Origin of the sequence: Mesorhizobium sp. NZP2298 (assembly GCF_013170825.1) — a bacterium.
GTDB lineage: Bacteria > Pseudomonadota > Alphaproteobacteria > Rhizobiales > Rhizobiaceae > Mesorhizobium.
The window spans coordinates 3,364,128-3,384,554 of the sequence record NZ_CP033365.1; the positions used below are offsets into that span (position 1 = coordinate 3,364,128).

Annotated in this window: 21 protein-coding genes; 9 read left to right on the forward strand and 12 right to left on the reverse strand. The window is 64.1% G+C overall.

Features of this window, described 5'->3' with window-relative positions:
- Window positions 1-26 precede the first annotated feature (26 nt).
- The 5 genes from EB231_RS16350 to EB231_RS16370 are packed head-to-tail and all read left to right on the forward strand — an operon-like array spanning window position 27 to window position 5,060.
- Window positions 27-863 carry a metallophosphoesterase family protein gene (locus tag EB231_RS16350; protein WP_172349713.1) on the forward strand — a complete coding sequence of 279 codons (837 nt, stop codon included), beginning with the start codon at window positions 27-29 and terminating at the stop codon, window positions 861-863.
- A complete protein-coding gene (locus tag EB231_RS16355) occupies window positions 860-2,011 on the forward strand; it encodes an ABC transporter ATP-binding protein (protein WP_172349714.1) in 1,152 nt (383 codons plus the stop codon). Before EB231_RS16350 ends, EB231_RS16355 begins: the two co-directional genes overlap by 4 nt.
- The gene (locus EB231_RS16360; protein WP_172349715.1) at window positions 2,004-2,927 is read left to right on the forward strand and encodes a carbohydrate ABC transporter permease; all 924 of its coding nucleotides are present in this window, start codon (window positions 2,004-2,006) and stop codon (window positions 2,925-2,927) included. Before EB231_RS16355 ends, EB231_RS16360 begins: the two co-directional genes overlap by 8 nt.
- The gene (locus EB231_RS16365) at window positions 2,924-3,754 is read left to right on the forward strand and encodes a carbohydrate ABC transporter permease (RefSeq protein ID WP_172349716.1); all 831 of its coding nucleotides are present in this window, start codon (window positions 2,924-2,926) and stop codon (window positions 3,752-3,754) included. The genes EB231_RS16360 and EB231_RS16365 overlap by 4 nt, the downstream gene beginning before the upstream one ends.
- A 40-nt stretch (window positions 3,755-3,794) precedes the next feature.
- Complete coding sequence (locus tag EB231_RS16370; RefSeq protein ID WP_172349717.1) at window positions 3,795-5,060, forward strand: ABC transporter substrate-binding protein; 1,266 nt, start codon at window positions 3,795-3,797, stop codon at window positions 5,058-5,060.
- Between the two features lie 47 nt (window positions 5,061-5,107).
- Here EB231_RS16370 and EB231_RS16375 read toward each other — a convergent pair whose 3' ends face one another.
- The 11 genes from EB231_RS16375 to EB231_RS16425 all read right to left on the reverse strand — a co-directional run bounded on the left by EB231_RS16375 (window position 5,108) and on the right by EB231_RS16425 (window position 15,120).
- Complete coding sequence (locus EB231_RS16375; protein WP_172349718.1) at window positions 5,108-5,995, reverse strand: amidohydrolase family protein; 888 nt, start codon at window positions 5,993-5,995, stop codon at window positions 5,108-5,110.
- The gene (locus EB231_RS16380) at window positions 5,995-7,113 is read right to left on the reverse strand and encodes a vWA domain-containing protein (protein WP_246741024.1); all 1,119 of its coding nucleotides are present in this window, start codon (window positions 7,111-7,113) and stop codon (window positions 5,995-5,997) included. The genes EB231_RS16375 and EB231_RS16380 overlap by 1 nt, the downstream gene beginning before the upstream one ends.
- Window positions 7,114-7,118: 5 nt before the next feature.
- Complete coding sequence (locus EB231_RS16385; RefSeq protein WP_172349719.1) at window positions 7,119-8,000, reverse strand: AAA family ATPase; 882 nt, start codon at window positions 7,998-8,000, stop codon at window positions 7,119-7,121.
- A 1-nt stretch (window position 8,001) separates the two neighbouring features.
- A complete protein-coding gene (locus EB231_RS35525; protein WP_172349720.1) occupies window positions 8,002-9,006 on the reverse strand; it encodes a xanthine dehydrogenase family protein molybdopterin-binding subunit in 1,005 nt (334 codons plus the stop codon).
- Between the two features lies 1 nt (window position 9,007).
- Window positions 9,008-10,375: a xanthine dehydrogenase family protein molybdopterin-binding subunit gene (locus tag EB231_RS35530; protein WP_172349721.1), complete on the reverse strand. Its 1,368-nt coding sequence runs from the start codon at window positions 10,373-10,375 to the stop codon at window positions 9,008-9,010.
- A gap of 12 nt (window positions 10,376-10,387) precedes the next feature.
- On the reverse strand, window positions 10,388-10,870 hold the full coding sequence (locus EB231_RS16400; protein ID WP_172349722.1) for a (2Fe-2S)-binding protein: 483 nt from the start codon (window positions 10,868-10,870) through the stop codon (window positions 10,388-10,390).
- A gap of 61 nt (window positions 10,871-10,931) precedes the next feature.
- Window positions 10,932-11,726: an FAD binding domain-containing protein gene (locus tag EB231_RS16405; RefSeq protein WP_172349723.1), complete on the reverse strand. Its 795-nt coding sequence runs from the start codon at window positions 11,724-11,726 to the stop codon at window positions 10,932-10,934.
- A 25-nt stretch (window positions 11,727-11,751) separates the two neighbouring features.
- Window positions 11,752-12,195 (reverse strand): SRPBCC family protein, encoded by a 444-nt coding sequence (locus EB231_RS16410; RefSeq protein ID WP_172349724.1) that lies wholly within the window; start codon window positions 12,193-12,195, stop codon window positions 11,752-11,754.
- A 115-nt stretch (window positions 12,196-12,310) separates the two neighbouring features.
- Window positions 12,311-13,138: an AraC family transcriptional regulator gene (locus EB231_RS16415; RefSeq protein ID WP_172349725.1), complete on the reverse strand. Its 828-nt coding sequence runs from the start codon at window positions 13,136-13,138 to the stop codon at window positions 12,311-12,313.
- Between the two features lie 178 nt (window positions 13,139-13,316).
- Complete coding sequence (locus tag EB231_RS16420; protein ID WP_172349726.1) at window positions 13,317-14,315, reverse strand: ABC transporter permease; 999 nt, start codon at window positions 14,313-14,315, stop codon at window positions 13,317-13,319.
- Window positions 14,316-14,376: 61 nt separating this feature from the next.
- Window positions 14,377-15,120 carry an ATP-binding cassette domain-containing protein gene (locus EB231_RS16425; protein ID WP_056571811.1) on the reverse strand — a complete coding sequence of 248 codons (744 nt, stop codon included), beginning with the start codon at window positions 15,118-15,120 and terminating at the stop codon, window positions 14,377-14,379.
- A 448-nt stretch (window positions 15,121-15,568) separates the two neighbouring features.
- Here EB231_RS16425 and EB231_RS16430 point away from each other — a divergent pair, with 448 nt between their 5' ends.
- Both EB231_RS16430 and EB231_RS16435 read left to right on the forward strand, forming a co-directional pair.
- Window positions 15,569-16,558: a sugar-binding protein gene (locus EB231_RS16430; RefSeq protein ID WP_140775706.1), complete on the forward strand. Its 990-nt coding sequence runs from the start codon at window positions 15,569-15,571 to the stop codon at window positions 16,556-16,558.
- 182 nt (window positions 16,559-16,740) lie between these two features.
- Window positions 16,741-17,523, forward strand: coding sequence for a FadR/GntR family transcriptional regulator (locus EB231_RS16435; RefSeq protein ID WP_140775707.1), 783 nt, complete (start codon window positions 16,741-16,743; stop codon window positions 17,521-17,523).
- 20 nt (window positions 17,524-17,543) lie between these two features.
- On the opposite strand, the gene EB231_RS16440 is transcribed toward EB231_RS16435, so the two are convergent.
- Entirely contained in the window at window positions 17,544-18,482 is a 939-nt protein-coding gene (locus EB231_RS16440; RefSeq protein WP_172349727.1) for an NAD(P)-dependent oxidoreductase, read from the reverse strand.
- Window positions 18,483-18,601: 119 nt separating this feature from the next.
- On the opposite strand from EB231_RS16440, the gene EB231_RS16445 reads away from it, so the two are divergent.
- Together EB231_RS16445 and EB231_RS16450 are read left to right on the forward strand one after the other, a co-directional pair.
- Window positions 18,602-19,498 carry an NAD-dependent epimerase/dehydratase family protein gene (locus EB231_RS16445; protein ID WP_172349728.1) on the forward strand — a complete coding sequence of 299 codons (897 nt, stop codon included), beginning with the start codon at window positions 18,602-18,604 and terminating at the stop codon, window positions 19,496-19,498.
- A 102-nt stretch (window positions 19,499-19,600) separates the two neighbouring features.
- The gene (locus EB231_RS16450; protein WP_172349729.1) at window positions 19,601-20,377 is read left to right on the forward strand and encodes a FadR/GntR family transcriptional regulator; all 777 of its coding nucleotides are present in this window, start codon (window positions 19,601-19,603) and stop codon (window positions 20,375-20,377) included.
- Window positions 20,378-20,427 lie beyond the last annotated feature (50 nt).

Consider the following 20,427-nt stretch of genomic DNA (forward strand, 5'->3'; position numbering starts at 1 on the left):
GCCTCGGCTCGCATGGTGGAGCCGACATGAAAATCGTTCAGATCACAGACACCCATTTCAGCCCGACCAAGCCGCATTTCAACGGCAATTGGCAGCCGCTGGCCGCCTGGATCGAGCAGAGCGGCGCCGACCTTGTCATTCACACGGGCGACCTCAGCGTCGACGGTGCCGACAAGGACGACGACATCGGCTTCTGCGTGGATCTGATGCGGGAAATCGCCACGCCGATGCTGCTGGTGCCCGGCAATCACGATGTCGGCCATCTCCCCGGCTCGCTGCAGCCGGTCAATGCCGGACGCCTTGAGCGCTGGCGCCGGCTGGTCGGCCCTGATTACTGGGTGGAGGACACCGGCACCTGGCGTCTCATCGGGCTCGACAGCCTGCTGATGGGGTTTGACGATGCCGAGGAAGAGGCGCAGTTCGACTGGCTGCGGAGCGCGCTGGAAAGCCGCGGCGGCCGGCGCGTCGCCCTCTTTGCCCACAAGCCGCTCTTCATCGACGAGCCCGGCGAGGGCGACACGGGTTACTGGAGCGTCAGGCCGGCGCAGCGGCAGCGTCTTTATGACCTGATCGGCGCCCACGATGTTGCGCTGTTCGCCAGTGGTCACCTGCACCGGGCATGGCAGGGCGAATATGAAAACACGTCGCTTGTATGGGGTCCGTCGGCGGCCTTCGTGGTCGGCGACATGGAGCGCGATATGCCGGGCGAGCGCTTGCTTGGCGCCGTTGTCCATCAATTCGGCGACACGGTCGCCAGCCAGATCGTCGCCATCCCCGGCATGACGGTCCATGTCCTGGATGACGTCGTCGAGGAGGTCTATCCGCATGAGGCGCACAAGGTCCGCAAGAAGGTCGCGTCATGAGCGCGCTTTCGCTTCGCGGCGTAAAAAAGTCGTTTGGCGGCAATGCCATTCTGAACGGCATCAGCCTTGATGTGGAGCCCGGCGAGTTCATCGCGCTTGTCGGTCCCTCCGGATGCGGCAAGAGCACCTTGCTGCGCATCCTGGCGGGGCTCGACCATGCCGACAGCGGCGAGATCTTCGTCGGCGACAGGGACATGTCGCCGGTTGCCGCGGCCGACCGCAACATCGCCATGGTGTTCCAGTCCTACGCCCTCTATCCGCATCTGACGGCCGGCCAGAACATCGCCGTGCCGCTTGCCATGAAGCGGCTGAGCCTGCCGCAGCGCCTGCCGCTCGTCGGCTCGCTGCTGCCCGGCCAGAAAGAGATCCGCACGGGCATTGCGCGCGATGTCCGTGAGATGGCGGGTCTGCTCAAGATCGACCATCTGCTCGACCGCAAGCCGGGGCAGATGTCGGGCGGCCAGCGGCAGCGCGTCGCCTTGGCGCGCGCGATGGTGCGCCATCCCAGCATCTTCCTGATGGACGAGCCGCTCTCCAATCTCGACGCCAATCTGCGCGTCCATGCCCGCGGCGAGATCGTCGAACTGCACCGCCGCGCCGGCGTGCCGACGCTCTATGTGACGCACGACCAGGCCGAGGCGCTTTCGATGGCCGACCGGGTGGCGGTGATGATCGGCGGCAATCTGCTGCAACTCGCATCGCCCGAAGTGATCTACAACGATCCCGCCCATATCGAGGTCGCGCGTTTCGTCGGCCAACCGAGGATCAACATCATCGAGGCACAGGCCGAAAGCGGCCGTGTCGGCTTCGAGGGCATCCGGCTGGCCCTGCTGGAGAAGGTTGCGACCGGTCCGGTCAGCCTCGGCATCCGGCCCGAATTCGTAAGACTTTCCCCCAGCGGCCGGAGCGGCCTTGCCGGACGGATCGAGCGTCTCGAATTTCTCGGCTCGGAAGTCATGGCCCATTGCCGCCTCGACGCCTCCGGCGACATCATCATCGCCAAGCTGGCGCCGCACGAGACGAGGGACCTGATTGCCGGAATGCCGGTGGGCATCCTTCTGTCACCCGAACAGGCGATGGTCTTCGGGCCGGAGGGAAAGCGTCTGCGCATCGCGGCGGGCGCGCGGCAGGAGCCGGCCTATGTCTAGTGTCGCGCTGGCGGGCAACGTCCCGAGCGCGGCGGCGCTGCGCGCGCGCAGCGAGGACCGGACCGCCTGGCTGCTGGCGGCGCCGGCCATCGTGCTGTTGCTGCTGTTCGTGCTCTTGCCCGTGGCTGCCGTGATCTTTCTCGGCTTCACCGATTTCGAACTCGGCTACGGCAAGTTCCGCTTCGTCGGCTTCGAGAATTACGCGCATCTCCTGAACGACCGCACCTTCCGCCGGTCGCTGTGGAACACATCGATCTACACGGCGATCGTCGCGCCGGTCTCGATCGTGCTTGGCCTGGGGGTTGCCCTGCTGATCGAAGGCGAGGGGCGGGCGCGCGGCTTTTTCCGCACCGTCTATTTCTTGCCCGTCGCCTCGCTGATCGTCGCCATGGCGACCGTCTGGCAATACATCTTCCACCCGACGATCGGGCCGCTCAACGCGCTGCTTTCATTGGCCGGCATTCCCGGCCCGAACTGGCTCGGCGCTTCGAACACCGTGCTCTACAGCCTGTCGATTATCGGCATCTGGCAGGCGGTCGGCTTCAACATGGTGCTGTTCCTGGCGGGGCTGACGGCGATCCCGCGCGAGCTCTATGCCGCCGCCCATGTCGACGGCGCGAAATCTGCGCTCGACCGGTTTTTCCTGGTCACCTGGCCGATGCTCGGACCGACGACGCTGTTCGTCGTCACCATCAGCATCACCAATGCGGTGAAGGTTTTCGAAACGGTGAAGATGCTGACCGATGGCGGCCCCAACAAGGCCTCCGAAGTGCTGCTTTTCACCATCTACCAAGAGGGCTTCGTCTATCTGCGCGTCGGCTATGCCTCGGCGATGACGGTCGTGTTCCTGGCGATCCTGGTCGTGCTGATGCTCCTGCAATACCGCGTGCTCGACCGGCGGGTGCATTACACATGACGAGCATTCCGGCCGGCCGCATCATCCGCTTCGCGCTGCTTTCGCTCGGCGCGCTGATGATCCTTGCGCCCTACATCTTCATGATCTCGACGGCGGGCAAGACGCAGAGCGAGATCTTCACCTCGTCGTTGTCGCTCATCCCTCAGCATTTCTACTTCGCCGAGAATTTCGCCAAGGCGTTGGCCAAGGTGCCGATGGCAACGCTGCTGTGGAACGGCGTCGTCGTCTGCGGCCTGATCTTCTTTTTCCAGGTCGTGGTCGCGATCCCTTGCGCCTACGCGATGGCCAAGCTGAAGTTCCGCGCCGCGCGGCTGATGATGGTGCTGGTCATGCTCGGCCTGCTGGTGCCGATCCACGCAACGGCGCTGCCGCTCTATGTCGCCTTCGACCGGATGTCGCTGTTGAACAGCTACACCTCGCTGGTCGCGCCCTTCACCATATCGGTGTTCGCGATCTTCATGTTCCTGCAGTTCTTCCGCGCCATGCCCGACGACCTGCTGCACGCGGCAAGGCTCGACGGCATGTCCGAACTCGGCATCGTGGCGCGCGTCATCGTGCCCAATGCGTGGCCGGCGGTCACCGCCTTCGCGATCTTTTCCGTCGTCGCGCACTGGAACGACCTCTACTGGCCGCTGATCGTCGTCAGCAAGCAGGCTTATGCCACGCCGCCGCTCGGCCTGATGTATTTCCGCGCCGCCGAGGCTGGCGACGACTACGGCGCGCTGATGGCCGCCACGCTGATCATCACCCTGCCTCTCGTCGCCGCCTTCCTGCTCGCGCAGAAGCGTTTCGTCGAGGGCATCACCATGACCGGTCTCAAAGGCTGAACTTGCCAATAACTGACTGGGCCAACAAGGAGCACGAGCGATGAAGCATTTCTCCAGGATTTTTGCCGCAGCAGTGGTGTCGCTGGCGGCGGCCCTCCCGGCCTATGCCGAGACGACGCTAACGGTTCACTACCCGATGCCCGGCTTCTTCAAGAACGTGATGGACACGATCTCGAAGAAGTTCATGGAGGAAAATCCCGATATCAAGATCCAGTTCGCCAGCCCGTCGGCAACCTATGAGGAAGGCATCCAGACCATTCTTCGGCAGGCCGGCACCGACGAGATGCCCGACATCACCTTCATCGGCCTCAACCGCCTGCGCATGCTCAACGAGCGTGACGTTGCCGTCGATCTCGGGCCGCTGGTCAAGAAGGAAGGCAACATGGCGGAGCTCGGTTTCTCCGACACGATCCTGAAGCTGGCGCAGGTCAACGGCAAGCAGGTTGGCCTCGCCTTCGCCACGTCCAATCCGATCATGTATTACAATGCCGATCTGGTGAAGGCCGCCGGCGGCGATCCCGACAATCCGCCCAAGACCTGGGACGAGGTCATCGCGCTAGGCGGCAAGATCAAGGCGCTTGGCAACGGCGTCGACGGCATCGACTTCCGCTGGCAGGGCGATGACTGGATGTTCTCGGCGCTGCTGTTCGGCGCTGGCGGCAAGATGCTGAACGAGGACGAAAGCAAGGTCGCCTTCAACGGGCCGGAAGGCGAGAAGGCGGTGGAGATTCTGGCGCGGATGGTGAAGGAGGGCGGCATGCCGGTCTTCACCAAGCCGGCGGGCGAGCAGGCTTTCGCGGCCGGCAAGGTCGGCTTCGAATTCCAGACCACCGGTGCGCTGGTCAATACGATCAAGAATGTCGGCGACAAGTTCACGCTGCGCACCGCCAAAATCCCGCTGATCGATCCGGTCAACGGCCATCTGCCGACCGGCGGCAATGCTGTGGTCATCCTGACCAAGGATGCGGCCAAGCAGGAAGCCGCCTGGAAGTTCGCGAAATTCGCCGCTGGCCCTTATGGCGCTTCCGTCGTCGTGCCGGGCACCGGCTATGTCCCCAACAATGAGCTGGCGGCGAAATCGTCGGACTATCTCGGCGATTTCTACAAGAAGAACCCGCTCTTCCAGGCCGGGCTCAGCCAGATGCCGCTGATGGTTCCGTGGTATGCCTTCCCGGGCACCAACGGTGTGAAGGTGACGCAGACGATCGTCGACAATCTGTCGCGCATCGTCGACCAGTCGGCCTCGCCCAAGGAAGCGCTCACTGACGCGGCCAGCGACGTCGAAGGCATGCTGCCGACGCAATAAGGATTTTTCCAGGGCAACCGCCGCGCTTGCGGCGGTCGTCCTGGCGATCAGGCCGGCCGGTAAACCCGTTCCGCCGTGTTCCAGAAGATGTCGGCCTCGGCGGCCGCGCCGTGCTTCGCTACAGCTTCGCGGTGCGCCTTGATCAGCTCGGCGTGGCTGGTCCAGAGCTTCTCGATCGGGAAGTTCGAACCGAACATCAGATGATCGGAACCCAGGATATCGATCGCGTTGTCGACGATATAGGCGATGAGCGCCGGGTCATTGCGGTGGACGAAGGTGCCGAGACCGGAGAGCTTGGCATAGAGATTGGGTGCCGCTGAGAGCGTGCGCAACCCCGCCTTCCAGGCCTCGGTGGTCTCTTGATCCGTGCCGGTCAGCATGCCGGCATGGGTGAGGATGAAGCTGGTCTCGGGATTCTCCCCGACCAGCGTCAGCCCGTCCTTCATCTGGGCGGGGAAGAGCTGCAGGTCGAAAGACAGGCCATAGTCCTTCAGCCTCGCGACGTTGGCGCGCACTTTTGGGTCGATGACCTGGTCGGCCGAAGCGGCGAAGCGGAAGGCCTGCGTTTCATGCCAGTGCAGCTGCATGCGCACGCCGCGCAGCAGTTTGTATTTCATCAGCCGGTCGATCTGGGGCCTGACATCATCCACCGTCATGTCGGCATAGCCGACGATGGCGTGCGGCCAGCCGGTTTCATCGGCTGTCTTCTGCAGGAAGGCGACCTCTTTCTCGAAATCCTCCTTCGCCCAGTTGGTCTGGACATAGACGGCCTTTTCGACGCCTGATCCCTTCTGGTCGTCGAGGAATTCGCCGATCGGATAATCGCGGCGGATCGGCTCATAGGGGCCGAAGATGCGCGGCACCATCGGCCCGACCAGCCAGGGCTGGTCCTTCTGGCGCCAGATGTGGAAATGCGCGTCGATGGCTTTTTGCATCAGGAAACCCTCTTCCAGATTGTCGATGCCTCGGGGGCGGGACGGGCGAGCGACAGGATGAAATCGGTGAGGCTGGTCAACGACGAGCCATCGATGAGGTCGTCGAGATCAGGCAGGATGGCGCGTAGCGCCGCAGTGGCTGGCCGGAAGCGCGGGTCGCCGGCCAAGGGTGTGGCCAGCGACAGCCGGAAGGCGCGGGCGCTCAGCCTGCGTATGGCCGTCTCCAACTCGGCATGGTCGCCGCGCTCCAGCGCATCGGACAAAATGATCACGGCTGCGCCGCGTGCAAAGGCGGAAAAACGCGGCACCGAGAGGAAAGCGAGCAGCGTCGGCCCCATGCGGGTGCCGCCGTCCCAGTCGTCGACCTGGGCCGCCGCGCGCGCCAGCGCCTGATCGCGGTCGCGGATGCGCAGTGCCGTGGTGATGCGGGTCAGCCTTGTGCCGAAGGTGAAGATCTCGGCGCGGTCGGCGCCTTGCACTGCGGCATGCGCCAGCTTGAGATAGTCCGCCGTATGCAGCTTCATCGAGCCGGAGACGTCTATCAGCAGCAGCAGCTTGCGGGGCACGGTCTGGCGGCGACGCAACAGCGGTGAGGGCACGTCGCCATCGGCGCTGACGATTTCGCGCAGCGAGCGGCGCAGATCGAGCTTGCCGCGCGAAGGGGTGCGCACGGTGCGGAAGGAGCGGCGGGCGGGCAGGGCCGACGGGAGCCTCCGTTGAAAGGCGGTCAGCCTGTCCTCGTCGCGCTGGAAGTCGCGGCTGCTCAATTGCTCCAGGGCCGAGGACAGTTCGCCGCCTTCCTGGCTGTGCTCGGCTTCAATCCGCTCGTCATCAGCGCCGCCATCATCCTTGACGCGGGTTTCCTCGTCCGCGTCGCCTTCGACCACGGCTGAAGCGTTGCCGTAGAAATGGCTCTGGAAATGCGCTTCGAATTCGTCGCGGCGATCGGGCGGCGGTGCCAGCGTGGCAAGGGCCGCCTCACGGATATCGGCCATCGACCGGGGACCGAGCAATGTCACCGCCCGCATGAAGCCGGAGACTTGCTCGGGGGCGATGGCAAAGCCGTAGCGGCGCAGCAGCCGACCGAAGCCGAGGAAGGGCGTTGCGGCGCGGGGCAAGGCGCTCACGCAAGCGCCTCCTCGACAATCCGGCCGAGTTCCGGCGCGATATAGGACAGGTCTTCCTCGTCCTTGATCAGCACGCCGATGGCGCGGCGGAAGGCTTCGGGCCATGGGCTGCCACCCCTTTCGAGGATGGTGGCGGCATTGGCCCATTCGACCGCCTCGGCGATGCCGGGCGGCTTGGCCAGCGGGCGGGCGCGGATGGTCTGCACGGCTGCAGCAACGGCGCGCGCGGTGCCTTCAGCGACATCGCCGGCACGCAGCATGATGATGGCGGCTTCGCGCTCGGCATCGGGATAACCGATCCAGTGATAGACGCAACGCCGGCGCAGGGCTTCGGCAAGTTCGCGGGTGCGGTTGGAGGTCAGGATGACAATCGGCTGCGCGGCGGCGCGGATGGTGCCGCGCTCGGGGATGCTGATCTGGAAATCGGAGAGGAATTCGAGCAGCAGCGCTTCGAATTCGTGGTCGGAACGGTCGATCTCATCGACCAGCAGCACGCGTTGCTCCGGTGCCCGCAACACCTGAAGGAGCGGACGGGCGATCAGGAAGCGGTCGTCGTAAATGTCGATTTCGTGTTCGCCGGCATGGCGGATGGCGAGCAACTGGCGCTGGTAGTTCCATTCGTAGAGCGCATGCGCGGCGTCGATGCCTTCATAGCATTGCAGGCGTACCAGATCGCGGCCGAGCAGCTCGGCGACAGCCTTCGCGGCCTCGGTCTTGCCGACGCCCGGCGCCCCTTCGAGCAGCAGCGGCTTGCCGAGCCGGATCGCCAGGAATATGGCGGTGGCCAGGCTGTCGTCGGCCAGATAGCGCGAGGCGGCGAGATGCGACGCCACCGCCTCCGGTGAGGTCGCGACAGTCTCGGCGTTTACCTCGGGCATGTCAGTTCGCCGCTTGCGCCTTGAGCGCGCGCAGGATGCGTTCGGGTGTGATCGGCAGCGTGTCGATGCGCACGCCGACGGCGTCGAAGACGGCGTTGGCGACTGCCGGTATCTGCGGATTGGCGCACATTTCGCCCGGCCCCTTGGCACCGTAGGGACCATCCGCCGAGGGCCGCTCCAGAACGATGATCTCAGTCTTGGCAAGGTCGCCTGGCCCCGGCATCAGATACTGGTTGAAGTCGGTGCCGCCATGATCGCGGTTGGGGTAGTAGGGCTCGGTCGTCTCGTAGAGCGCGTGGCTGATGCCCATCCAGGAGCCGCCGACCAGTTGCTGCTCGACCATCTTCGGGTTCAGTGCGCGGCCGATCTCGAAGACGTTCTTGACCGTCAGCACCGTGACCTCGCCGGTCTCGTCGTCGACTTCGACCTCGGCCACGGTGCAGGCATGCGCGTAGCAGGTCGATGGCTTCATCGCGCCGGTTTCCTTCTCGGGATAGGAACGCGGGATCAGGAACATGCCGCGCCCCGAGATCGAGCGGCCGCGCTTGAAATGCGCCGACAGCGCGACATCGAAGATCGAGATCGATTTCTGCGGCGCGCCCTTGACCAGTATGTTGCCCTGACCGTCGGTCTCCAGATCGGAGGCGTTGACCTCAAGTTCTTCCGCCGCCACTTCCAGCATCACCTGGCGCGCCTCTTTCGCGGCCTGGATGACCGCATTGCCGGCGCGATGCGTGCCGCGCGAGGCGAAGGTACCCATGCAATGCGGGCCGGTATCGGTGTCGGCGGTGTCGACGACGACGCGGTCGGTCGGCACGCCGATGGTTTCGGCGCAGATCTGCGCCATGATCTGCTTCATGCCCTGGCCGAGATCGACCGACGACAGCGTCACCATGAAATTGCCGGTCGGTGTCGAGTGGACCAGCGCCTGGGTCGGGTCGCCGCCGAGATTCATGCCGGTGGGATAGTTGATCGCGGCGACGCCGCGTCCGCGCCTGATCGCCATCTCAAGCTCCCTTCACGTAGGACGACATCGCCATGTATTTCTCCGCCACCGGCCAGTTGGCGGCGCGCGAGGCTTCCTGCATGCACTCGATGAGTGCTGCCCCTTCCGTCGGCTGGCGATGCGCCTTCATGTCGCCGTCGCGATAGGCGTTGATGAAGCGGAATTCGAGCGGGTCCATGCCGATCAGCCGTGCCAGCTTGTCCATCTGCACCTCCAGCGCGAAGTCGCCGATGGTGACGCCGAAGCCGCGCATGGCCGACGACGGCGTGCGGTTGGTGTAGACGCAGTAGGTGTCGATCCACACATTCGGGATTGTGTAGGGGCCGGGATAGTGCCCCGCACCCTTCTGCGCGCCATAGGGCGAGTGACGCGAATAGGCGCCGGCATCGGTGTAGCCGGTGACCTTGCGCGCAACGATGCGGCCGTCCTTCATCACGCCATCCTTGATGACCACCTTTTCGGCCGCACGGGGTGACGAAATCTGCATCTCCTCCTCGCGGCTGTAGATGAAACAGACCGGTCGCCCGGTCAGCTTGGCGCCGAGGATGGCGATCGGCTCGACGATGACGTCGACCTTGCCGCCAAAGCCGCCGCCGACCGTGCCGCCGACGAAATGCAGCTTCGAGCCTGGCATCTGCAGGATGATCGAGGTGTTGTCGAGGGTGAAGAACATCGCCTGCGTGTTGGTGTAGCAGGTGAAGCGGTCGTTGCCCTCGGGCGCCACGACGCAGCCGGTGGTCTCGGTCGGCGCATGCTCGATCGGCGAGGACTGATAGCTTTGTTCCAGGATGTGGTCAGCGCCGGCGAAGCCGGCCTCGACATCGCCGAAGCGCACCTTGCGGCACTCGCCGCTGTCATAGAGATAGTAGTTCTGGCCGTGATATTCGTTGACCAAAGGCGCGCCGGGCTTCAGCGCTTCCTCCATGTCGAAGACGGCCGGCAGCACTTCATAGTCGACCTTGACCTTCGCCGCGGCTTCCTGCGCGGCGCGCTCCGTCTCGGCCAGCACCGCCACCACGGCCTCGCCCTTCCAGCGCACCTTGCCGTCGGCCAGCACCGTCTCGTCCTCAGGACCGACCTGGATCAGGATCAGGATGGTGTAGACATTGTGCGGCACGTCCTTGGCGGTCAGCACTTTGACCACGCCCGGATGTTTCTCCGCCTCCGACGTGTCGATCGAACGGATGCGGGCGTGATGGTGCGGACTGCGCACCATCTTCAGGTGCAGCATGCCGGGAAAGTTGCGGTCGGCGAAAAAAGCTGTCTTGCCGGTGACATGGCCGGGCGAATCCGAACGGGGCCTCGGCTGGCCGATCTCGTGCAGATCGTCCTTGCGAACATCGGCGAAGTAGTTCTTGCGCAGTTCCATTCTCTTGTTCCCTCAAGCCGCGTTCTGAGAGTTGGACCGCGCGGCGGTGAGCACCGCCTGGATGATCGGCTCGTAGCCGGTGCAGCGGCAGATGTTGCCCGACAGCGCCTCGACCACGTCGCCGCGGGTGGGGTTGGGCGTGTGGTCGAGCAGTACCTTGGCCGCCATGATCATGCCCGGCGTGCAGAAGCCGCACTGCGTGGCGAACGTGTCGAGGAAAGCGCGCTGCAGCGGATGCAGGACGCCGCCCTCGGCGAGGCCCGATGTCGTGGTGATGGCTGTTCCGCTGCAAGTTTCAGCCAAGGTCAGGCAAGACAGCCGGAGCTCGCCGTCGATGATGACGGAGCAGGCGCCGCAAGTGCCCTGGTGGCAGCCGCCTTTCGGCGAAGTGTCGCCGATCTTGTCGCGCAAGGCGTTGAGCAGCGTCGTGCCACTGTCGATGAATTCGGCTTTTTCGGAGCCGTTGAGCGTGAATTGAACCGGGACCTTCGCCATGTTTCCTCCTTGCGCGTCCGTCCGAAGGATCGGACAGACGCGCGCCCCCCAACTCGTTATTTCAACTCAGCAGCAGCCGGCCGAGATGGACCGGCAGCACTTCGGCGCGATACCAGGCGCTGGCGATCGGATCGGTGATAGGCGTGGTGCCTTCGGTGGAGGCGGCCAGTGCTGCCGCGATGCCGCCCTGGTCGAGCGACTTTCCCTTGAGCGCCTTTTCCGCCGCCCTGGCCCGTATCGGCCGGTCAGCCATGCAGCCAAGTGCGATCCGTGCCGAAGAGACGGTGCCGTCCGCGGCCTGCTCCAGAACGGTGGCGATGCTCAGCACCGAGACGCCCTTGGGCTTGATCCGCGATACTTTCAGGAAGCGGAAGCCGTCGGCCTTCGGCAGCGTGAAGGCGACCGACGTGACAATGGCGTGGCTGTCGTCCCGCCCGGCCAGGAAGGTCTCGATCGGCAATTCGCCATCATCGGTTCCGACCGTGGCGTCGAGCGCCAGCAGGGCAACGGCGAAATCGCCGTAGGGCGCGGGCGCGAACAGATTGCCGCCGACGGTTGCCATGTTGCGCACCGCCGGGCCGCCGACGGCGCGCGCGGCCTTGGCGAGCGTGCCGAGTTCCGGATGGCGCGCGATCGCCGCCATGGTCACCGAGGCGCCGATGCGGATCTTGCCGTCGGCGACCGTGATGGCCAACAGGGTCGGGTCGGTTGACCTGACAAGACCGGAGACCGAGACATCGCCTTCATTGGCCGCGCGGACCACGAGTGTGCCGCCACCGAGATAGCGGGTGCCGGCCGTCTTCAACGCGGCATTGGCGTCCTTCACGGTCGGGAATGTCTGGAGGGCAAGCGCCATGGAACACTCCTGTTCTCAGCCCGATTCAGCTCTGGCCGGCAAAGTGGCTCTTCAGGGCGTTGAAGCCGCCCTGGAAGACATTGGCGCCCATGCCCTCGGCCAGCTTGTCCGCATCCTCCGGGGCGGCGTCGAAGCTGGCGGTCCATTCGGCATAGGTACGGTCGCCATCGGTGACGCGCCGAAGCTGCAGCGTCGCCTTGTGGTTGGTGAGCGGCTGCGGCGTTTCGAGGATGGAATAGCTGACGAGGAAATTGTCGTCGGAGAAGTCGAGCAGTTTTTCACGGATGCGCGCGCCGCTGGCGAGCTGGAAGTTGCGCACGCAGCCGATCGCGGTGGCGTCCTTGCCATCCTCGATATGGCTTTCGACCATGCGCGGGTGCCAGCCCGGCAGGCCGTTGAAGTCGCGTATGCGCGCCCAGACTTTCTCGACCGGCGCGTCGATGACGCTGGAGATGGTGACCTTGGCCATATGATGTTCCCTTGCGAATGATCGTTGTGACAAGGGTAGGGGGCTGGCCCGGGTGACGCTTATCAATGCGTCTTGAGCGCGTATCAAGGAGTCTGAAAAAACAGGCGGCTTGAGCTCAGGCCGTTGCCCGCGCTGCCTCGCGGTAGAGTGTCGGCGGCACGCCGACATGGTCGCGGAAGAAGCGCGAGAAATTGCCCTGCGTGGTGAAGCCCAGATTGCAGGCAACCGAGATCAGCGGCTCCTGCGACCACTGCAACTGGCGCACCGCTTCTTCCATGCGCAGCGTGTTCCAGTAGACGTTGGGCGTCAGGTTGGTCTGTTCCTTGAACAAGGCAAAGAAATGCGGCCGCGACAGCCCGACGCTGCGCGCCACGTCATCGAACGAGATGCGCTCGCAGACATTGGCCTTCATCAGCTGGATCGCCTTGCGGACACGGAAATCCTGCATCGTGCTGATGCGGATGCGCGTGTCCTGTGGCGCCGAGGCGTCGGCGGCATCGAGCACGCTATCGATGAAGCGCTCGATCTCGTAATTGGCGACGTCGTCGACGCTTTCATTGTCGGTCAGATGGTCGAGCAGGCTTGCGGCGGCCTGGTGCAGCCAGGGCTCCAGCGTGATCGCCGCCTGGGCAAACAATGGCGCGGAGGAGGGCAGGTCGCGGCGGCGCCGCGCCCAGTCGGGATCGATGTAGAAGGCCAGGAACAGGCCCGGCCTGCCATCCTGCGACAGGACGTGGCTGTGCGGTTGCAGAGAATTGATGCCGGCGGCGGTGTGTGGTCCCAGCCGAACCGTCTCGCGGCCGACCGTCATTTCGCCGGCCGTGCCTTCCAGCCAGATGATCAGGTGTGCCTCGACATGGGCATGGGTGACGAAGTCGCTTGCGACATTCAGGACAGAAACATGTCCGAACCGGCCCCAGTAGAGCCTGATCGCTTCCGTCATGGGTATATCCTCCCGCAGGCGACTGGCCTCCCTTCGCCTGCATTGGGATTGTGCGGCCGGTTTCCGGTTTCCGTCAAGGCATCGGCTCGCGGCCGGTACCGATGGCGGGCCGCCTCAGCCGATTTTCAGACTGAGCGATAGGAACCGGAACGAATAGCGCTTCGGCGGCAGAGGCCTCTCAATCGCTGCGGCGGAAGTTGCGGATGCGGTCGAACAACACCGCCAGCAAGATGGCGCCGCCGATGAAGGTGCCCTGCCAGAAGGCGTTGATGCCAAGCAGGCCAAGGCTGTTGCGGATCACCTCGATGAGCGCGGCGCCGACGATGGCACCAAAGGCGGTGCCGACGCCGCCGGCCAGGTTGGCGCCGCCGATGACGGTGGCTGCGATGACCTGCAGCTCCATGCCGGTGCCGAGATTGGTGGTGACGGCGCCGAGCCATCCGGTCTGGATGATGCCGGCAATGCCCGCCGACAGCGCCGAGATCATGTAGACGGCGACCTTGATCTGGCGCACCGGCACGCCGGTCAGCGTTGCAGCGTGCTCGTTGCCACCGATGGCGAAGATGTGGCGGCCGAACTTGGTCCAGCGCAGGACGAAGCCGGTGATCAGCGCCAGCAGGATCATGTAGAGCACCGGATTGGCGATGCCGAACAGCCAGGCGCCGCCGCCCAACGCCAGCAGCTTGTTGTGGTCCGGCCCGAACTGGAAGACGACGGTGTTGTTGGAGGCGACCATGGCCAGGCTGCGGGCAATCGACAGCATGCCGAGCGTCACCACGAAAGGCGGGAAACCGAGATAGGCGATCATGACACCGTTGAAGGCGCCGATGGCAAGCGCGGTGGCGATGGAGGCCAGGATGCCGATTTCGATCGAATAGCCGGCATGCATGGTGACGGCCAGCACCATCGACGACAGGCACAGCACCGACCCGACCGACAGGTCGATACCGCCGGTGATGATGACGAAGGTCATGCCGAGCGCGACGATGGCGACGAAGGTGACGTTGCGGGTGATGTTGTAGAGGTTCTTCGAGGTGGCGAAGGCATCGGTGGCAAACGACAGGAAAATGCAGGCGAGGATGACGGCGATCACCACCCAGAACGTCTGGCTGGAGAACATCCGCGACAGAAAACTGTGCTGCTTCTGCGCGATCGTCTGGTCAAGGGTGACTGCCATTATCGACCTTTCCTGCCGGCGGCGATGCGCGCCAGCGTGGTGAAATACGGGTTTTGCGCCCTCATGCCGCCTGCTCGATGGCGCCGGTGATCAGCCCGGTGACTTCCTCGGGCGAACTCGACGCGATCGTCTTGTCGGCGACCTTCCTGCCGCGCCGCATGACGATGACGCGATCGGCGACATCGAAGACGTCGGGCATGCGGTGGCTGATCAGCACCACCGCGATACCCTGGTTGCGCAGATTGCGGATCAGGTTGAGCACTTCGGCGACCTGCCTGACCGAGATCGCCGCCGTCGGTTCGTCCATCAGCACGATCTTGGCCTGCGACAGCATGGTGCGGGCGATGGCCACCGCCTGGCGTTGGCCACCCGACATCTGCTTGACCAGGTCGCGCGGCCGGGTTTCGGACTTGAGCTCGGCGAAGATCTGGCCGGCGCGCTTGTACATCGCCGCATAGTCGAGAATGCGGAACGGACCGACGCCGCGCCGCAACTCGCGCCCGAGATAGACGTTCGCCGCCGCGGTCAGATTGTTGCAGAGTGCCAGGTCCTGGTGGACGATCTCGATGCCGTGCTGGCGCGCCTCGACCGGCTTGTGCAGGATCAGTTCCTTGTCGTCCATCCGCATCGCGCCGTGGCTCGGCCGGAAATTGCCTGCGATCATCTTGACCAGCGTCGACTTGCCGGCGCCGTTGTCGCCCATCAGGCCGACGACCTGGCCTGGCTCGATCGACAGCGACACGTCGTTGACCGCCTGGATGGCGCCGAAATGCTTCGAGATGTTGGTGAGTTCGAGAACCGCCACCAGCCTTTGCCTCCCTGTGCTTGCCGCATGCCCGGGACAGGGGCGGCTTTCGCGTCGCTCTCCCAGCTCCTCCCGGAAACAGCGATGTCAGGCATTTACGCAAATGCCCGTGCGGGCGTCAATTGTCCGATGAATAGGAAATAGGGCAATTGTCGGACGAATAGGGGATAGCGGTTCCGAAAAATCCGTTTTGTAGGACAAATAGCAATTGACGTTGGCGGCTTGCCGTTATTAGCTGAGGGTCGGAGGAAGATTTGCCGGTCCCGAGCCATGATCGACGGCGGGGTCGGCGCGAGATCATCGACCGTGCCGGCGCTGCCGGTCCGGTCGCATCTGGAAATGCTTATCGGTCTTGCCAGGCGGCACGGGCATTCCCTGCCATCTCGCGTTGGGGCCGATTTGTGTGGCGGGCACGCCGTGTCCGTCTGTTTTTCAAGGGAGGACTGATATGAGGAAAACAGTTTTGCTCGCCGCCGTCGCCGCCATGGCGTTGGGCGCCGGGCCGGCTTTGGCCAAGAAGCAACTCGTCATCGTGGTGAAAGGTCTCGACAATCCGTTCTTCGAGGCCATCCACCAGGGCTGCGAGAAATGGAACAAGGAAAACGCCAGCTCGGAATATGAATGCTTCTACACTGGTCCGGCGTCGACTTCCGACGAGGCCGGCGAGGCCCAGATCCTTCAGGATATACTGAGCAAGCCTGACACGGCGGCGGTGGCGATCTCGCCGTCCAACGCGCCACTGATCGCGCAGACGCTCAAGACCGCCAATCCGACGATCCCGATCATGACCGTCGACGCCGACCTCGCCAAGGAGGACGCAGCCCTTCGCAAGACCTATCTCGGCACCGACAACTACCTGATGGGCAAGAAGATCGGCGAATACATCAAGAAGGCCAAGCCGAATGGCGGCACGATCTGCACCATCGAGGGCAACCCGGCAGCCGATAACATCCTGCGCCGCGCGCAAGGCATGCGCGACGCCCTGACGGGCAAGGAGGGGCTTGCGGCACTCGCAGGCGAAGGCGGCTGGACCGAAGTCGCCGGCTGCCCGGTGTTCACCAATGACGACGGTGCCAAGGGCGTCCAGGCAATGACCGATATCCTTGCCGCCAACCCCAAGCTCGATGCTTTCGGCATCATGGGTGGCTGGCCGCTGTTCGGCGCGCCGCAGCCTTATCGCGACCTGGTTGGACCGTTGAAGGACCGGCTGGCCAAGAACGACTTCGTCATCGGTGCCGCCGACACGATCGGCGACGAGGTGGCGATCGCCAGGGATGGCCTTGTCACCGCGCTGGTCGGCCAGCGGCCCTTTGAAATGGGCTACAAGGCGCCGTCGGTGATGATCGACCTGATCACGGGCAAGAAGGTCGACGATCCGGTCTTCACCGGCCTCGACGAATGCACCAAGGATACGGTCGACACCTGTATCCAGAAGTAGGTCTTCGATCCGGGGCGCTCGGCAAACGGGCGCCCCGTCAATTCCTGAGCGAGACGCCGTGGCGAGGGGCAACAGGCTCCGGCCTTGTCGCGTCCATGGTTTGGATTTTCGGCAACGGGATCGGCGCGCCACGCAGGTTCGGATCCATCCGGGCGACGGGCAGCCGACCTATTGGAACGTGGATGCCGCACGAGAAGGCAGAAAGAAAAGCCAGCCGGGCCAAGGCGCAAGCCAGCCGCGATCCGGCGGTCATGCGCAGGGCCGACGCGGCGCACTTTCCCGGATCCAGTGTTCATGCCTCGCTCGCCAGCGAGATCGGTCTGCGGATCGTGCGCGGCGATTATCCGCCCGGCAGCATCCTGCCCAACGAGGCCAAATGGGCCGAAACCTTCAATGTCAGCCGTTCGGCGGTGCGCGAGGCGATCAAGATGCTGATGGCCAAGAGCCTTTTGGCATCACGCCCCAAGATCGGCAGCTGGGTCGAGCCGAAGGAGCGCTGGAACCTGCTCGACCGCGACGTGCTCGCCTGGTACGCGACCGCGCCCGACCGCGAGGCCTTCCTGCGCACCGTGCAGGAGTTCCGCCATATCATCGAACCGGAAGCGTCGGCCTTTGCCGCCATGCGGCGCAGCGACGAGCAGATGGCCGAGATCAGCCTTGCCTGCCGCGAGATGGGCGAGGCGGCCAACCTGCCTGAACGCATCCGCGCCGACACACGCTTTCACCTCGCCATCCTGCGGGCCTCGGGCAATGACCTTCTGGTGCCGCTCGGCGTGCTGATCGAGTCCGCGCTCGACCATCTCTTCGTCTTCACCACGCGGCAGGTCGGCGACCAGCGGCGAGCGCAGAAACTGCATGAAGCGATCGAGAAGAACATCCGACTGCAACGGCCGGCGGCGGCCCGCAATGCCGTGCACAAACTGCTCGCAGACACCGATGAAGGGATTGGAAGCAGGCGGCGGTGAACCGTCCGGCCGTTTGAGCCTCAAATCGTCTGCTTCTTGCCATCCTTCGTTGGCATCAGGTCGACGCCGTTGATCTTGGCGATATGCGTCGCCAGCATAGGCACGAACTGTTCTGCCGGACCGGTGGCATGGGCGCCGGCGAAGGAATTCTTGGTGGCGTTGCCGAGCGGGTTGGCGATACCGGCCGCACCCGCCATGGACTCCAGGTACGTCAGGTCCTTGAAGGCGTTGGCGATGGTGAATTTGTGGGCGTCGCGGTCGCCTTCCAGCGTCCAGCGCATGAAGGTCTGGTAGAAGCCGCAATCCATTCGGCCGTTGCGGATGACGCTGTCGAAACGCGGCGGCGAGATGCCGACCTTTTCAGCCAGGGCCAATGCTTCGGAATAGATGGCGGCATAGCCCAGCGAGATGAAGTTGTTGAGCAGTTTCATGCGGTGGCCATCGCCGGTGTCGCCGATGTGGACGATACGGCCGGCCCAGGTTTCGATCACCGGTTTCACCCGGGCAAAGACGGCATCCGGCGCGCCGACCATGGCATCGAGCGTGCCTTCCCAGGCCTCCTTCGGGGTGCGGCTCAGCGGCGCATCGACATAGTCGATGCCAAGCGCGTTGAGTTCGGCCGCGAGCGCGACGGTCGAGACCGGGTCCGAGGTTGAACAGTCGACGACGACCGAACCTTTCTTCAAGCCTTCCTTGAGGCCACCGGGGCCGCGGATGATGGCTTCCACTTCGCGCGACCCGGTGACGCAGATGAAAACAATATCAGACGCCGCCGCGACATCGCGCGAGGTCGATGCTTCCCTGGCGCCTCGGCCAAGAAGGTCCTCCGCCGGCTTGCGGTTCTTGCGGCCAAGGAATGTCAGGGGATAGCCCTTGTCGACGATGTTCTTGGCAATGCCGTGCCCCATCAGGCCAAGGCCGATGAAGCCGATCGTCTCGCGCGCGGCGGAGGTGTTCATGTCGTCTGTCCTATCCCGGATTATCGATAATTGCGCCGCCGTTTTAGACCTATGTGGTTGCGGAATGCAATATTGTCTGACAATAGACGGGAATTCCAGAGCCTGTCATGGAGACCAGAATGACGAAGCGGATCATGTTCACCGGCGGCAGCGGCAAGGCTGGGCGCCATGTCGTGCAATATCTTGTCGAGCAGGGCTGCCAGGTGCTCAACATCGACACCAAGCCGCTCGACAATCCCAAGGTGCGCACGCTGATCACCGACATTACCGACAGCGGGCAGGTGTTCAACGCGCTGTCGAGCTATATGGGCCTGCACGAATTCGACCCGTCGCTGCGCCCGCAGCCGGTGGATGCGGTGGTGCATTTCGCCGCCATCCCGCGCATCATGATCACGCCCGACAACGAGGTGTTCCGGATCAATGCGATGGGCACCTATAACGTCATCGAGGCGGCGGTGAAGCTCGGCATCCGCAAGATCATCATCGCTTCCTCCGAGACAACCTATGGACTGGTGTTCGCCAACGAGCCGCGCGATCCCAAATATTTCCCGCTCGACGAGGAGTATGATGTCGATCCGATGGATAGCTACGCGCTGTCCAAGATCGTCAACGAGAAAACCGCGCGGGCTTTCGCGCAACGCAACGGCACCGACATCTATGCCTTGCGCATCGGCAATGTCATCGAGCCGCACGAATATTCGCTGTTTCCGAAGTGGTTCGCCGATCCCGGTTTTCGCAAGCGCATTGCCTGGAGCTATGTCGACGCGCGCGATCTCGGCCAGATCACGCTACGCGCCATCGAGAAGGACGGTCTCGGCTACCAGGTGTTCAACGCGGCCAATGACGATACCTCGTCCGACCTGCCGACGGCGGAACTCCTGAAGCGCTTCTATCCGGGCGTGCCGGTCAAGGCCGAACTTGGTGAATATGAGACGCTGCTGTCGAACCGCAAGGCGCGCGACATGCTGGGCTTCCGCCCGGAACACAGCTGGCGCAAATACGTCAAAACGGCCTGACCGAGCGAACAAGAGAGGCTGGGCTGTGCATAGCGGGGCGCTTTGCGGCCCAACCGTTCCGTGGTGCTTGACAGCTTCCGCAAACCAGCCTTTCTGAAGCGTATGCGGGACGCGAAGCCGAACAAGGAAAAATCGCCTGTTAAGGCGGATGCCGCCGAGCGCTCGACCGGTGTTCGCCGGCCCGACGCGGCGCGTATTCCCGGCGCCAGCGTGCACACGTCGCTGGCGAGCGAGATCGGTCTGCGGATCGTGCGCGGCGACTATCCGCCCGGCACCATCCTGCCCAACGAAGCCAAATGGTCGGAGACCTTCAGCGTCAGCCGCTCGGCGGTGCGTGAGGCAATCAAGATGCTGATGGCCAAGAGCCTGCTTGCATCACGGCCCAAGATCGGCAGTTGGGTGGAGCCGAAAGAACGCTGGAACCTGCTCGACCGCGATGTGCTCGCCTGGTACGCGACGTCGCCGGACCGCGAGGTGTTCCTGAAGACGGTGCAGGAGTTCCGCCACATCATCGAGCCGGAAGCGACCGCTTTCGCGGCGATGCGGCGGACCGACGAGCAGATGGCCGAGATCAGCCAGGCCTGCCGCGAGATGGGCGAGGCCGCCAGCCTGCAGGAGCGCACCCGCGCCGACACGCGCTTTCATCTCGCCATCCTGCGCGCCTCCGGCAACGATCTTCTGGTGCCGCTTGGCGTGCTGATCGAATCCGCGTTCGATCACCTGTTCACCTTCACCACCCGGGAAGTCGATGATCTCAACCATGCGCAAAAGCTGCATGAGGCGATCGAGAAGAACATCCGGCTGCAACGCCCGGACGCGGCGCGAGCCGCGGTTCGCAAGCTGCTGGCCAACACCGACCACGTGATCAAGTCGCGCTAGGGTGAATTGATGTCCAGGTGATGCCGGCCCGCGAACGGCAGTTTACGCTC